The organism is Micromonospora sp. NPDC049101 (assembly GCF_040648675.1).
Taxonomy (GTDB): domain Bacteria; phylum Actinomycetota; class Actinomycetes; order Mycobacteriales; family Micromonosporaceae; genus Micromonospora.
Map to the genome: position 1 here is coordinate 1 of NZ_JBEZED010000028.1, position 14,031 is coordinate 14,031.

The window sequence follows — 14,031 nt, forward strand, 5'->3', positions numbered from 1 at the left end:
CCGGTTACATTCCGAACCCGGAAGCTAAGCCCTCCAGCGCCGATGGTACTGCACTCGTGAGGGTGTGGGAGAGTAGGACGCCGCCGGACAATCTTTCAGATAGGGCCACCCTGATACGGGGTGGCCCTATCTGCATATCCACATCCTGATGCACCCCTGCCGGAGCCCTCCGGGGTCCCGAGCCGTTCTACCCGGTGCGCCCCGGACGGCCCTGCCAGGGCCCCGGACCACGGCACGATCCCCGGTTACGGCACGATCCCCGACCACGGCGCGTTTCCCGGTCACGGCCCGATCCCGACCACTTGATCGACTCGACTTTCTTGAAATCGCGGTATCCGCGAGCGCGGGACAACCCGATATCAGTGAACCCGAGTCGATCGGGGGCATCCGGGACCGCGGGACAGCCCGATATCAGTGAACTCGGGTCGATCGCGGGTGGGCGGGGCATCCGCGAGCGCGGACAGGCTCGGTGTCGGCGGGCCCGAGGCGATGGGCCGAGGGCTGGACCGGTTCGACCTTGGACCGGGGCTCGACCTGGGGACCGGCGAGCCGTGTGGGGTCAGTCGCGGGTCTGCATGTCCTTGCGGAGGTCGCGGAGCAGGCTGCCGGCGTCGGTGACCGACCGCCCGGGGAACATCGCCATCACAACGCTGCCGTGGTCGGCCCATCCGCACACCGCGAAGTCGCCGCCCTCGCCGCTGGTGCTGCCGCACCTCATCACGCCGCCCAGGTCGCCCGCGGGCACCTCGCGCAGCCCGTTCACCGCACCGGTCTCGTCGGACATGAGGCGGAACAGGCTTTCCAGATCGCGTTCCGGCTGCCAGAGCAGCGTGGTGCCGCCGAAGATGAGCACCGAGCGCTTGTCGTCGGCCGGGTCGCGGTAGACCGTGCCGAAGCTCCGGTCCAACTCGATGTCCGCCGCCAGGCCGCTGCGCAGGTAGTCGGCGGTGCTCTTCGCCCGTTCGCTGTCATCCCGGGTCAGGCCGGCCACCTGCGGGGGTGAGGTGAGCTCGGTGTCCTTCTGCTGTGCCACCCGCCAGCCTGCGGCGCCCAGCACACCGGCACCCGCGAGGCCGACCACCAGCGCGACCGTCCAACCGATCTTGCGCCGTCTCGACCAGCCGCCGCTGCGCTCGTCGGGGTCGCCGCCGGAATCCCGGGTGCTGAGGTGGATCGGCTCTTCGGTCAGCTCGACCGGCTCGCGACCGCCGTCGAGCGACCGCTCGGTGAGATGTGCGTCGGACATAGCCGACACCGTACGCGAACCACAGGTGGCGCACGTCAGGTCCGCGGAAGCCCTCCGTAGACTTGTCAGGTGACCGAGAGACTGGATGCCCAACGCCCCGACGCCCCGACCCTTGCCGGCCAGTACCAGCCCGGTGAGGTAGAGCAGCGACGGTACGAGCAGTGGGTAGCCGCCGGCCACTTCCGGGCCTCCGCCGACAGCGACAAGCCCCCCTTCACCATCGTCATCCCACCGCCGAACGTGACCGGCTCGCTGCACATGGGCCACGCGTTCGAGCACACCCTGATGGACGCGTTGACCCGGCGTAAGCGGATGCAGGGGTTCGAGGCGCTGTGGCTGCCCGGCATGGACCATGCCGGCATCGCCACCCAGAACCTGGTGGAGCGTCAGCTCGCCGCCGAGGGGCTGTCCCGCCACGACCTCGGCCGGGAGAAGTTCGTCGAGCGGGTCTGGCAGTGGAAGGCCGAGTCCGGTGGGGCGATCCTGGGGCAGATGCGGCGCCTCGGTGACTCCGTCGACTGGGACCGTGAGCGCTTCACGATGGACGAGGGGCTGACCCGTGCCGTCCAGACGATCTTCAAGAAGCTCTTCGACGAGGGCCTCATCTACCGGGCCAACCGGATCATCAACTGGTGCCCGCGCTGCCTGACCGCGCTCTCCGACATCGAGGTCGAGCACACCGACGACGACGGTGAGCTGATCTCGATCCGCTACAGCGACGAGGTCGTGGTGGCCACCACCCGGGCCGAGACGATGCTGGGCGACACCGCCGTGGCGGTGCACCCGGACGACGAGCGGTACCAGCACCTGATCGGCACCGAGGTCGAGCTGCCGCTGACCGGCCGCCGCATCCCGATCGTCGCCGACGCGCACGTCGACCCGTCGTTCGGCACCGGCATGGTCAAGGTGACCCCGGCGCACGACCCCAACGACTTCGAGATCGGCCAGCGGCACGACCTGCCCGCGCTCACCGTGATGGACGAGCGTGGGGTGATCACCGTGCCCGGCCCGTTCGAGGGGCTGGACCGGTTCGAGGCGCGGCCCGCGATCGTGGCCGCGCTGCGCGAGCAGGGCCGGATCGTCGCGGAGAAGCGGCCGTACGTGCACGCGGTCGGGCACTGCTCGCGGTGCAAGACGACAGTCGAGCCGCGGTTGTCGTTGCAGTGGTTCGTCAACACCGCCCCGCTGGCCCAGGCCGCCGGTGACGCGGTGCGTGACGGTCGGGTCCGCATCGAGCCGGCCGAGCTGGCCAAGCGCTACTTCGCCTGGGTCGACAACATGCACGACTGGTGCATCTCCCGCCAGCTGTGGTGGGGGCACCGGATCCCGGTCTGGTACGGCCCGCAGGGCGAGATCGTCTGCGTCGGCCCGGACGAGCAGCCGCCGACCGGCGACGGTTGGCGGCAGGACGAGGATGTGCTGGACACCTGGTTCTCCAGCGCGCTCTGGCCGTTCTCCACCCTCGGCTGGCCGGAGCAGACCCCGGACCTGGCCAAGTTCTATCCGACGAGTGTCCTGGTCACCGGCTACGACATCCTGTTCTTCTGGGTCGCCCGGATGATGATGTTCGGCCTGTACGCGATGGACGGCAAGCAGCCGTTCGACGTGGTGGCCCTGCACGGCATGGTCCGGGACGAGCACGGCAAGAAGATGTCCAAGTCGTTCGGCAACGTGGTCGACCCGTTGGACTGGATCGACCGGTTCGGTGCCGACGCCACCCGGTTCACCCTGGCCCGTGGCGCCAACCCCGGGCAGGACGTGCCGGTCAGCGAGGAGTGGTGCCAGGGCTCGCGCAACTTCTGCAACAAGCTCTGGAACGCCACCCGCTTCGCCCTGATGAACGGTGCGCACACCACGGGTGACCTGCCGCCCGCCGAGCAGCTCTCCACCGTCGACCGGTGGATCCTGTCCCGGCTGGCGCACGTCACCGCCGAGGTCGACGAGCAGTTCGAGGCGTACGAGTTCGCCAAGGTGTGTGATCTGCTCTACCACTTCGCCTGGGACGACGTGTGCGACTGGTACGTGGAGCTGAGCAAGCCGGTGCTCGCCGAGGGCGGTGCGCGGGCCGAGGCCAGCCGTCGGGTGCTCGGGCATGTGCTGGACCAGCTGCTGCGGCTGCTGCACCCGGTCATCCCGTTCGTCACCGAGGAGCTGTGGCTCGCGCTGACCGGCGGCGAGACGGTGCAGACCGCCGGGTGGCCGGTGGCCGACCGGTCGCGTGTCGACGACGCCGCCGAGGCCGAGCTGGCCGGTGTGCAGCGCGTGGTCACCGAGATCCGGCGGTTCCGTTCCGATCAGGGGCTGCGCCCCACCCAGCGGGTGGCCGCCCGGTTGGACGGGCTCGCCGGGGCGGGCATCGACGCCCACGAGCCGCTGATCCGCTCCCTGGTCCGGCTCGATCCGGCCGGTGACGATTTCCAGGCCAGCGCCACGCTGGCCATGCCCGGTGCGGTCGGTGTCGCGTTGGACACCCGGGGGTCGATCGATGTGGCCGCCGAGCGGGCCCGGCTGGCGAAGGACCGCGCCGCCGCCGAGAAGGAGGTCGCGCAGGCCCGGGCGAAGCTCGACAACCCTGCCTTCATCGGCAAGGCCCCCGAGCCGGTGGTCGCGAAGATCCGCGACCGGCTCGCCACCGCCGAGGCCGACCTGGTCCGGATCGACGCTGCTCTGGAGACACTGTCCTCGTGACCGACCGTACCGAATTCGCCGCCGTCGAGGCCGAGCTGAACGCCCGTGGCTTCACCCGCATGGTCTTCGAGCTGGACCGGATCGAGTCGCTGCTCGACCTGCTCGGCAGCCCGCAGCGGGCGTATCCCGCGATCCACCTGACCGGCACCAACGGCAAGACCTCCACCGCCCGGATGATCGACTCGTTGCTGCGGGCGCACGGGCTGCACACCGGCCGCTACACCAGCCCGCACCTGGAGACCGTCCGGGAGCGGATCAGCCTGGACGGGGAGCCGGTCAGCGAGGAGCGGTTCGCGGCGGTCTACCGGGAGATCAAACCGCTGGCCGAGCTGGTGGACGCGCGGTCGGACGAGCAGCTGACGTACTTCGACATGACGACGGCGTTGGCGTTCGCCACGTTCGCCGACGCGCCTGTCGACATCGCGGTGGTCGAGGTGGGCCTCGGCGGTGCCGAGGACGCCACGAACGTCATCCAGGCCGGGGTCTGTGTGATCACCCCGATCGGGCTGGACCACACCGAGTGGCTGGGTGACACGCTTCAGGACATCGCGCTGGCCAAGGCCGGCATCATCCATCCGGGCGCCACGGTGATCGCCGCCGCCCAGGAGGAGGAGGCCGCGGGTCCCCTCCTCGACCGCTGCGCCGAGGTCGGCGCCACCATCGCCCGGGAGGGCGCCGAGTTCGGCGTACTGGGTCGGGCTGTCGCGGTCGGCGGCCAGGTGCTGAGCCTGCAGGGCCTGGGCGGCGTCTACGACGACGTGTTCATTCCCCTGCACGGTGCCCACCAGGCGCAGAACGCGGCGGTGGCGCTCGCCGCCGTGGAGGCGTTCCTGGGTGCCGGGGCGCGACGCCAGCTGGACATCGAGGCGGTCCGGGAGGGCTTCGCCTCGGCCAGCTCGCCGGGTCGGTTGGAGCGGGTCCGTAACGCCCCGACCATCCTGCTGGACGGGGCGCACAACCCGCACGGCATGAAGGCCACCGTCACCGCACTCCAGGAGGAGTTCGCGTTCAGCAAGCTGGTGGCCGTGATCGGCGTACTCGCGGACAAGGACGCCGAAGGCCTGCTTGAGCTGCTGGAGCCGGTGGTCGACCAGGTGGTGGTCACCCGCAACAGCTCGCCACGGGCGATGCCGACGGAGGAGCTTGCCGAGCTGGCCGCCGAGATCTTCGGCGAGGAGCGGGTGGAATCGGCCGAGGATATGCCGGACGCGATCGAGCTGGCCGTCGCGCTGGCCGAGGAGGACGTTCCCGGTGAGCTCAGTGGGGTCGGCGTGCTGGTCACGGGGTCAGTGGTGACGGTCGCCGACGCACGCCGGCTGCTGAAGCGATGACCAGCCCAGAGCGGGAGCCGCACACCCCGACCGGCCCGCCGGTCGAGCGGCCGGCGGGGGAGGACCCCACGGCCGGGCAGCCCCGACGCTCCGGGTTGCGCAACCCGGAGCGGGCGGTCCGCGGCCTGGGCGCTGGCACGCTCGGCCTGGAGGCGCTGGTGCTGCTGCTGGCGATCCAGCCGATCCGGGTGGTCGGCGGTGACCTGAGTGGTGCCGCCATCGGTGCCGTGGTGGCGCTGGCGGTGGCCGCTGTCGTGGTCGCCGGCATGATGCGCCGCCCGTGGGCGTGGCACGCCGGCACGGTGCTGCAGGGTCTGCTGATGCTGGGCGGCCTGCTGCACTGGTCACTGCTCGCCCTGGGCATCATCTTCGCCCTGGTGTGGGCGTACGCGCTGCACGTCCGTCGGGTCATCCTCGGCTGACGCGGACCGGGCGGCGGCCCCCGGGACACCGGCCGGGTCAGGCCTCGGCGCGTTCGCGCCACTGGGTCAGCGCGATGCCGTGGCCGTCCGGGTCGCGGAAGGCCGCCGCCCACACCTCCAGCTTCGAGCCCCGGTTGACCACCCGGGGCGCGTACGTGAATCGGACGCCCGACCCGCGGAGCCGTTCGTACGCCGCTTCGATGTCGTTGACCTCGAGGTTGACGTGCACCAGCCGACGACTGATGGGCGCCGCCCCGGTCACCTCGCGCAGCACGAGCCGGGTCGTGCCGGAGGCGAGCACGGCGTTGCCGGCGCCCTGGTCGACCTCGGTGAAGCCGAGCACGTCGCGGTAGAAGTCGAGTGACCGGGACAGGTCGGTCACCAGCAGGGTGAGGCCCACACCGCTGATCGGCGCGGCCGGGTCCGCGGCCGTGTCCCCGGCGAACCCGAAGATCGCCTCGTCCAGTTCCGCGTCGGTGACTGTCGCGCGTGCCGCCCCGGCCGTGGAGGGATCGTCCAGCGGAAGATCGAGTGGGTCCAGCGGGTCGGTCGTGCCCGGACCGGACCGCTGCGCGGGCGGCGGGTCGGCGATCCGGTCGGCGGCCGGCAGGTCACTCCGGTCGGTCTCCGGCGGGTCGAACCGGTCGGCGGTCGGCACGTTGCTCCGGTCGGCGGCCGGCACGTTGCCCCGGTCGGCCGCCGGTGGGTCGAACCGGTCGGCGGCGGGCTCGTCGAACTGCTCCTCGGCGGGCGGGCGCGGTGCCGGGGTGGCCCGCCGGGGCAGCCCGCCACCGGCCTGCTGGTCGACGAGGACGCCCTCCAACACCACGCGGCCGCCCGGGCTCTGGTGCATCACCACGGGCTCGCGGTCCTCGGGACGGACGCCCGGGTCGTCGCGCAGCGGGTCGGGGCGCAGCGGATCGGGGCGTGCGGGATCGGAGCCGAGCGGGTCGTGGAACCGGTCACCGAGCGGGTCGCCGAAGTCGTCCCGGAAGTCGTCGTCCGGCGCACGGTCGGCCCACGGCGGGGCATCCTGCTGGATCAGCACCTCGTCCACGGCGTCGACGTCGGCGAACTCCGGCGGAAGGTCGGCGACGGCGGCGGCGGTCTCGGCGTGGGTCGGCACCTCGTCCCAGAGGACCTTGACGTGCCGCTGGTCGTCCAACGCGACCCGGATCGGCAGGGCCTGGCCCAGCGACGGCCACTTGGAGACCGGCACCCTCGGCTCGATGATCTTCTTGGATCGGGGTGGCAGACCGGGCGCGTCGAGCACCAGTTGCAGTTCGCAGCGGCCGAACGCGTACTGGGTGGGTGGTTCGGAGGCGCTGTGCACGTGCCCGACGCCGACCACCCAGGTGCGCCCGCCACCGCGTACGGTCGCGAGCGCGATCGCCAGCACCAGCAGGGCGACCCCGAGAGCCACGATGGCCCAACTGGTCATGCCCAGCCCGAAGAGGACGACGAAGGTGGCCACGGTGCCCAGCACCGTGCCGATCAGCTTGCGTACCGGCGCGATGGGCCGGTTTCCGCCATTCGCCACAGTGGACCTCCCGGGGTCAGGGTCAGGCTAGGCCGGATCGGCCGCCGGGGGAAAGACCGGCCGCCGCGCCGGCGCCGGGACCGGGTCGCTACGCTGACCGTACCGATTCCCCGCGTTCAGCGTGCACAGGAGGAACCCAGCGTGTCCAGCAACAGCCCGGATGAGCGCAGCCTCGTTCTGATCAAGCCCGACGCGGTCCGCCGTGGCCTGGTCGGCGAGGTTCTCTCCCGCTTCGAACGCAAGGGGCTGCGGATCGACGCGATGGTGCACCGGACGATGGACGCCGCGCTCGCCGACCAGCACTACGCCGAGCACGTCGAGAAGGCGTTCTACCCGCCGCTGAAGGACTTCATGACCAGCGGTCCGCTGGTCGCGCTGGTGCTCTCCGGAGACCAGGTCATCGACGTGGTGCGAGGGCTGGTCGGCGCCACCGACGGGCGCAAGGCCGCCGCCGGCACCATCCGGGGCGACCTGTCGCTGTCCAACCGGGAAAACCTGGTGCACGCCTCCGACTCGACCGACAGCGCCAAGCGCGAGATCGCGCTCTGGTTCCCCGAACTGGGCTGACCCGGCCGCGGCCGCCCGACGGCGTCGGGGCTCAGTCGACCGGCGGCAGTTTCGTCGGGTTTCCGACCAGGTAGATCCCGGTGATCCGGCCGTCGGCCGCGGCGATGGTCAGCGTGTACCGACTGCCGTCCGCACGGGTGACCACCCTGGCGGGTTCCCCGTTCAGTTCGACCGTCCGCACGGTGATGGGGCGGCGGCCGGGGCCGTAGATCCCGGCGTAGAACCGGGCGATCCGGTCCGCGCCGCTGACCGGGTTGCGGGCGGCACGGACCCGACCACCGCCGTCGTTCCAGGCCGTGGCGTCCGCCGCGACCAGGCCGGTGAGCGTCGCCAGGTCACCGTCGCGGGCGGCGGCGAGGAACGCGTCCAGCAACCGTTCCCGTTCGGCCCGACTGGCGGTGAAGCGACGCTGCTCCTGATGGACCCGGGTGCTCGCCCGGTGGTGTAGTTGCCGACAGTCCTCGACGGACCGGTCCAGGATTTCGGCGATCTCGGTGTACGGCAGGTCGAAGGCGGTACGCAGGACGTACACCGCCCGCTCCGGCGGGGTCAGCCGCTCCAGGACGTGCAGCAACGCGATGGAGAGCGAGTCGCGCAGCTCCGCGCGGTCCAACGGTCCGAACGGCGAGGGCGCGGTCGGCACCGGCTCGGGCAGCCAGGTGCCGACGTACGTCTCGCGGGCCGCCTGTCGGGCCCGCAACCGGTCCAGGGCCAGGCGGGTGACCACCCGGGACAGGTACCGGCGCGGTTCCGCCACCGCCGACCGGTCCACGCCGAGCCAGCGCAGGTACGCCTCCTGGAGCACGTCCTCCGCGTCGTGCCGGCTGCCGAGCAGGCGGTACGCGAGCCCGAGCAGCATCGACCGGTGCGCCTGGAGCGCACCGGCCGCGTCTGCTGCCTCGGTCGTCACACCTGGGCCGGGGGCTCCGTGTGCGTCGTCACGGCGATCCGATTCCACACGTTGATTGTGGCAATCGCGAGGACCAGATCGGCCAGTTCCTTCTCCGGCCAGACCTTCGCGGCGGCGTCCCACACCTCGTCCGACACTCCGTGCTCGCCGAGGCGGGTCACCGCGTCGGTGAGCGCCAGCGCGGTCCGCTCCCGCTCGTCGAAGAACGACAGCGCCTCCCGCCAGGCGGACACCGCGAACAGCCGCCGGCTCGACTCGCCGGCGGCGAGGGCGTCGCGGGTGTGCATGTCCACGCAGAACGCACAGCCGTTCAGGATCGACGCCCGCAGCTTGACCAGTTCCAGCACGGTGTGGTCGACGTTCGCCTGGACGTACTTCTCCAGCCCCGACACGGCCTGGTATCCCTGCGGTGCGACCTCGAAGAGCCTCATTCGTTGCATGACCAACTCCCTGTTCGATCCGACACCGTCACGACGGTGGGGCCGAGGCGTGTCGTGACAACCGCGGCGGTGACTCCGGTCACGCCGTCCGGCTGGTCGGCGAGCCCGCAACCGGGCCCCGCCCCCTGACCCGCTCGCGCTGATCGTGAGGTTGACGGGCGGACCGGTGATCCACTCGCCCGCCAACCTCATGATCGACGGGGCGGCGTCGGGTGGCCCGAGCAGGCCGAACGGCTCCCCGTTGCCAACCGTCAGGTTGACGCCGCGGACTGTCCGAACCTTCCGACGCCGGGGTCGCCCGCGGATGCGGTACGTGCGGCTTACCCCGACCGCGACCGGCAGGCTAGGAGTGATCGGGACGGCTGGGAAACGGATTCGGATCGAGCCGAATGCTCACGCCGAGGCGCTCGCCGGCTCGTCGCCGATGAGCTGCACCAGTGCCACGCCGGCCGGTTCCAGGCCGTACAGCACCCGCCGGCCCACCCGGCGGCGGTGCACCACACCGGCGGTGAGCAGCGCGGAGAGCTGCTCCGAGACGGTGCTCGGGGCGAGCCCCAGGGTGGCCGCGAGGCCGGCGGTGGTCGCCGGCCGGGTCAGTGCCCGCAGCACCTGGGCGCGACCTCGGCCGACCAGCACCGCCAGCCGGTCCGTGACCGGTGGTGTCGTCCCGGGCGCCGAGGTGGGCCCACCCTCGGCGAGCACCACCGCCCCGCGCGCCTGGTAGGAGACGGCGATGATCTCCGGATGGTCGGTGGCGCAGATGAGTGCTCCCTGCGAGAAGACCAGCGGAAGGAGCAGCAGCCGCTGGTTCACCGCCGTGATCTGCTGCTCCGACGGCTTCACCAGCGTCAGCACCGGCTTTTCCCAGCGCACCCGCTCGTGCAGGTCGGCCAGCAGCGCGTCCGGGCCGTCCGCGGCGAGCGCCCGCGCCCGGTGCAGCACCTCCTCGTCCAGCGCCGCCCGCATCGCCGACCACCAGGGCGCGATGGCCGCCTCCCAGTACGCCTCAATCCCGTCGGCGAGCCGGTCCAGGGCGGCCTGCCGGTCCGTGACGAACGGGCTCAACCAGCCGGGCAGGTCGTCGGGGTGGTGGTAGCGGGGGATCTGCTCGGCGATCACCTCGGCCGGCGTCGCGCGCAGCTCGGCGAGCTGTTCGGCCAGGGTGGGCGCGGCCGACGTGGGGATCGGGCTGAGGAAGTCCGGTGCGGGTAGGCCGATGGTCAGCAGCTTGGCCGGCGCGGTCGCCGGCACCTCGGCGAGCACCCGCCGTGCGTGCCGCGCCCAGGCGGTGTACGGCCAGGGTGCCGCTTCCGGATGGCGCTGCAGCACGAACAGGCTGGTCAGCACCTCCCAGAGCGGGCTGATGGCGATCCGGGTGCGGGCCAGTGTGGGCTCGTCCAACTCGATCCGGATCACCCGGCCAGCCTAGGGTGCCGGCGTAGGCGCTCACTCGGCGGCGGCGCGGTGGGCGGGTCGAGTATCGTTGGGCACCGTAAGGCGATGACCCGGCCATCACCGGTGAGCCTCCGGAAGAACGGCCGGGTGACCGGCCCAGTAGAACCGGACGGGTGCGGCCCGTCACAGCCGACAATGAGCGGGCGGTCGATCCTGACCGCCAAGCGGGGTGGTACCGCGGGCCACCCGGGGGGCGTCGTCGACGCGTACCCCGGAAGGTTCGTCCTCGCAGACCCACGTTGCGTGAGCTGCATGAGGAGAGCGACCCCCGATGGCCTATCCGTTGCACGACCCGACCGCCGCCGGTGTCCCGGCGAGCCCGGACCTGCCCGCGGTCGAGCGCCGGGTGCTGGAGCACTGGACGGCCGACAAGACCTTCGAGGCCAGCGTCGAGGCCCGTCCCGCCGGCACGGACGGTAAGAACGAGTACGTCTTCTACGACGGTCCGCCGTTCGCCAACGGTCTGCCGCACTACGGTCACCTGTTCACCGGGTACGTCAAGGACGTGGTGCCGCGCTACCAGACCATGCGCGGGCGGCACGTCGAGCGGCGCTTCGGCTGGGACTGCCACGGCCTGCCCGCCGAGGTGGTGGCCGAGAAGCAGCTCGGCATCACCAGCAAGGCGGAGATCATCGACCTGGGCGTGGCCCGGTTCAACGAGGCCTGCCGCACCTCGGTGCTGGAGTTCACCCAGGACTGGGAGCGCTACATCAACCGGCAGGCCCGCTGGGTCGACTTCACCAACGACTACAAGACCCTCGACCTGGACTACATGGAAAGCGTCATGTGGGCCTTCAAGACCCTGCACGACAAGGGTCTGATCTACGAGGGCTTCCGGGTGCTGGCGTACTGCTGGCGCTGCGAGACGCCGCTGTCGAACACCGAGACCCGGATGGACGACGTCTACCGGGACCGGCACGACCCGACCCTGACTGTGTGGTTCGGGCTGACCGCCGACGAGTCCGCCCCCGAGCTGGTGCGCGGGCCGGTCAGGCTGGGCGTCTGGACCACCACGCCGTGGACCCTGCCGTCCAACCTGGCGCTCGCCGTCGGCCCGGACATCGAGTACGCGGTGCTGGAACGCGACGGGGAGCGGTTCGTGGTCGGCGCGGCGCGGCTGGCCGCGTACGCCAAGGAGCTGGACGGCTTCGAGCAGGTCGGCACGGTGTACGGCCGGGACCTGGTCGGGCGCCGCTACACGCCGCTGTTCGACTTCCTCGTCGAGCAGGCCGGGGAGAACGCCTACCAGGTGCTCGGCGCGGAGTTCGTCACCACCGAGGACGGCACCGGGATCGTGCACCTGGCCCCGGCCTTCGGTGAGGACGACCAGAACGTCTGCAACGCGGCCGGGATCCCCACCATCGTCACCGTCGACGACCACACCCGGTTCACCGCGCTGGTCCCGCCGTACCAGGGTGAGCAGGTCTTCGACGTCAACAAGCCGGTGATCCGGGAGCTGAAGGACCGGGGGGTGGTGCTCCGGCAGGACACCTACACCCACTCGTACCCGCACTGCTGGCGGTGCGACACCCCGCTCGTCTACAAGGCGGTGTCGTCGTGGTTCGTCGCGGTGACGCAGTTCCGGGACCGGATGGTCGAGCTGAACCAGGAGATCAACTGGACGCCCGGGCACATCAAGGACGGCTCGTTCGGCAAGTGGCTGGCCAACGCCCGGGACTGGTCGATCAGCCGGAACCGGTTCTGGGGTTCGCCGATCCCGGCGTGGAAGTCCGACGACCCGAACTACCCGCGCCTGGACGTGTACGGCTCGCTGGCCGACATCGAGCGGGACTTCGGCGTACGCCTGACCGACCTGCACCGGCCGGCGGTGGACGACCTGGTCCGCCCCAACCCGGACGACCCGACCGGTCAGTCGATGATGCGCCGGGTGCCGGAGGTGCTGGACTGCTGGTTCGAGTCCGGGTCGATGCCGTTCGCCCAGGTGCACTACCCGTTCGAGAACGCCGACTGGTTCGAGCACCACTACCCGGGTGACTTCATCGTCGAGTACATCGGGCAGACCCGCGGCTGGTTCTACACGATGCACGTGCTGGCCACCGCGCTGTTCGACCGGCCGGCGTTCCGCAACTGCCTGAGCCACGGCATCCTGCTCGGCTCGGACGGGCGCAAGATGTCCAAGAGCCTGCGCAACTACCCGGACGTCTACCACGTCTTCGACGCGTACGGCTCGGACGCGATGCGCTGGATGCTGATGTCCTCGCCGGTGTTGCGCGGCGGCGACATGGCGGTCACCGAGGCGGGCATCCGCGACGCCGTCCGGCAGGTGCTGCTGCCGCTGTGGAACGTCTGGTACTTCTTCACCCTCTACGCCAACGCGGACGGGCACTCCGCACGGCGGCGCACCGACTCGACGCACCTGCTCGACAGGTACGTGCTGGCGAAGACGAACGAGTTGGTGTCGACGGTCGGCGCGCAGATGGACGCGTACGACATCTCCGGCGCCTGCGCCACCGTCCGGTCCTACCTGGACGCGCTGACCAACTGGTACGTGCGCCGCTCCCGGGACCGGTTCTGGTCCGGTGACGTCAACGCCTTCGACACGCTCTGGACCGTGCTGGAGACGCTCTGCCGGGTGGTGGCGCCGCTCGCGCCGCTGACCGCGGAGGAGATCTGGCGTGGGCTGACCGGGGAGCGCTCGGTGCACCTGACCGACTGGCCGGAGGCGACCGAGTTCCCGGCCGACCACAACCTGGTCGCGGCGATGGATGCCACCCGGGCGGTCGCCTCGGCGGCGCTGTCGCTGCGCAAGGCCAAGGGTCTGCGGGTGCGGCTGCCGCTGTCCAAGCTGACCGTGGCCTCACCGGCGGCGGAGCAGTTGCGGCCGTTCGCCGACCTGGTCACCGACGAGGTCAACGTGAAGGCGGTGGAGTTCAGCGCGGAGCTGTCCGCGTACTGCGAGCAGGTGTTGACGGTGGTGCCCCGGGCGCTCGGCCCGCGGGTCGGCAAGCAGGTGCAGCAGGTGATCAAGGCGGTCAAGGCGGGGGACTGGGAGCTTGTCGACGGCGCCCCGGTGGCCGCCGGCGTCACCCTCGCCGAGGGCGAGTACGAGTTGCGCCTGGTCGCCGCCGACGCCGAGAACTCCGCGCCCCTGCCCGGCGGTGAGGGCGTGGTGGTGCTGGACACCGAGGTCACCCCCGAGTTGGCCGCCGAGGGGCTGGCCCGGGACGTGGTGCGGGTCGTGCAGCAGGCCCGCCGGGACGCCGACCTGGACGTCTCGGACCGGATCGTGGTGTCGGTGTCGGCGTCCGACGAGGTACGCGCGGCGGTGGCCGGGTACCTCGACTTCGTGTCCCGGGAGGTGCTTGCCGACTCGGTGGACTTCGCCGAGGGCGTCGACGGTTTCGCCGGCGAGGTCGGCGAGGGCGACCGGGTGACGGTCTCCGTCCGCCGGGTGTAGCTGCGGCTGCGGAC

Annotated in this window: 10 protein-coding genes and 1 rRNA gene; 6 read left to right on the top strand and 5 right to left on the bottom strand. The window is 71.4% G+C overall.

Features of this window, described 5'->3' with window-relative positions:
* A 5S ribosomal RNA gene (rrf, locus tag AB0B57_RS29485) occupies positions 1–89 on the top strand; the annotation flags it as partial.
* A gap of 470 nt (positions 90–559) precedes the next feature.
* On the opposite strand, the gene AB0B57_RS29490 is transcribed toward rrf, so the two are convergent.
* Complete coding sequence (locus AB0B57_RS29490) at positions 560–1,246, bottom strand: hypothetical protein (RefSeq protein ID WP_357076926.1); 687 nt, start codon at positions 1,244–1,246, stop codon at positions 560–562.
* A 69-nt stretch (positions 1,247–1,315) separates the two neighbouring features.
* Here AB0B57_RS29490 and AB0B57_RS29495 point away from each other — a divergent pair, with 69 nt between their 5' ends.
* From AB0B57_RS29495 to AB0B57_RS29505, 3 genes are read left to right on the top strand one after another with little or no spacing between them, the layout of a single operon-like run.
* Positions 1,316–3,934, top strand: coding sequence for a valine--tRNA ligase (locus tag AB0B57_RS29495; protein WP_357076929.1), 2,619 nt, complete (start codon positions 1,316–1,318; stop codon positions 3,932–3,934).
* Entirely contained in the window at positions 3,931–5,265 is a 1,335-nt protein-coding gene (locus tag AB0B57_RS29500) for a folylpolyglutamate synthase/dihydrofolate synthase family protein (RefSeq protein WP_357076932.1), read from the top strand. Before AB0B57_RS29495 ends, AB0B57_RS29500 begins: the two co-directional genes overlap by 4 nt.
* Positions 5,262–5,687: a DUF4233 domain-containing protein gene (locus AB0B57_RS29505; RefSeq protein WP_357076935.1), complete on the top strand. Its 426-nt coding sequence runs from the start codon at positions 5,262–5,264 to the stop codon at positions 5,685–5,687. The genes AB0B57_RS29500 and AB0B57_RS29505 overlap by 4 nt, the downstream gene beginning before the upstream one ends.
* Before the next feature lie 37 nt (positions 5,688–5,724).
* Here the strand turns inward: AB0B57_RS29505 and AB0B57_RS29510 are convergent, their stop codons facing one another.
* Positions 5,725–7,227 carry a VOC family protein gene (locus AB0B57_RS29510; RefSeq protein ID WP_357076938.1) on the bottom strand — a complete coding sequence of 501 codons (1,503 nt, stop codon included), beginning with the start codon at positions 7,225–7,227 and terminating at the stop codon, positions 5,725–5,727.
* A 141-nt stretch (positions 7,228–7,368) separates the two neighbouring features.
* Here AB0B57_RS29510 and ndk point away from each other — a divergent pair, with 141 nt between their 5' ends.
* Positions 7,369–7,794: a nucleoside-diphosphate kinase gene (gene ndk, locus AB0B57_RS29515; RefSeq protein ID WP_357076941.1), complete on the top strand. Its 426-nt coding sequence runs from the start codon at positions 7,369–7,371 to the stop codon at positions 7,792–7,794.
* Between the two features lie 31 nt (positions 7,795–7,825).
* Here the strand turns inward: ndk and sigJ are convergent, their stop codons facing one another.
* The 3 genes from sigJ to AB0B57_RS29530 form a co-directional block, all read right to left on the bottom strand.
* Positions 7,826–8,704, bottom strand: a complete 879-nt coding sequence (sigJ, locus tag AB0B57_RS29520; protein ID WP_357076943.1) for an RNA polymerase sigma factor SigJ — start codon at positions 8,702–8,704, stop codon at positions 7,826–7,828.
* On the bottom strand, positions 8,701–9,144 hold the full coding sequence (locus tag AB0B57_RS29525; RefSeq protein ID WP_357076947.1) for a carboxymuconolactone decarboxylase family protein: 444 nt from the start codon (positions 9,142–9,144) through the stop codon (positions 8,701–8,703). Before AB0B57_RS29525 ends, sigJ begins: the two co-directional genes overlap by 4 nt.
* Before the next feature lie 393 nt (positions 9,145–9,537).
* A complete protein-coding gene (locus AB0B57_RS29530) occupies positions 9,538–10,560 on the bottom strand; it encodes an ArsR family transcriptional regulator (RefSeq protein WP_357076950.1) in 1,023 nt (340 codons plus the stop codon).
* A gap of 310 nt (positions 10,561–10,870) precedes the next feature.
* On the opposite strand from AB0B57_RS29530, the gene ileS reads away from it, so the two are divergent.
* On the top strand, positions 10,871–14,017 hold the full coding sequence (ileS, locus tag AB0B57_RS29535) for an isoleucine--tRNA ligase (protein WP_357076953.1): 3,147 nt from the start codon (positions 10,871–10,873) through the stop codon (positions 14,015–14,017).
* Positions 14,018–14,031: the final 14 nt, after the last annotated feature.

Excerpts from the sequence above, each read along its gene's own strand:
- AB0B57_RS29490 (WP_357076926.1), bottom strand. The coding sequence starts at position 1,246 with ATGTCCGACGCACATCTCACCGAGCGGTCGCTCGACGGCGGTCGCGAG.
- AB0B57_RS29505 (WP_357076935.1), top strand. The coding sequence starts at position 5,262 with ATGACCAGCCCAGAGCGGGAGCCGCACACCCCGACCGGCCCGCCGGTC.
- AB0B57_RS29525 (WP_357076947.1), bottom strand. The coding sequence starts at position 9,144 with ATGCAACGAATGAGGCTCTTCGAGGTCGCACCGCAGGGATACCAGGCC.
- ileS (WP_357076953.1), top strand. The coding sequence starts at position 10,871 with ATGGCCTATCCGTTGCACGACCCGACCGCCGCCGGTGTCCCGGCGAGC.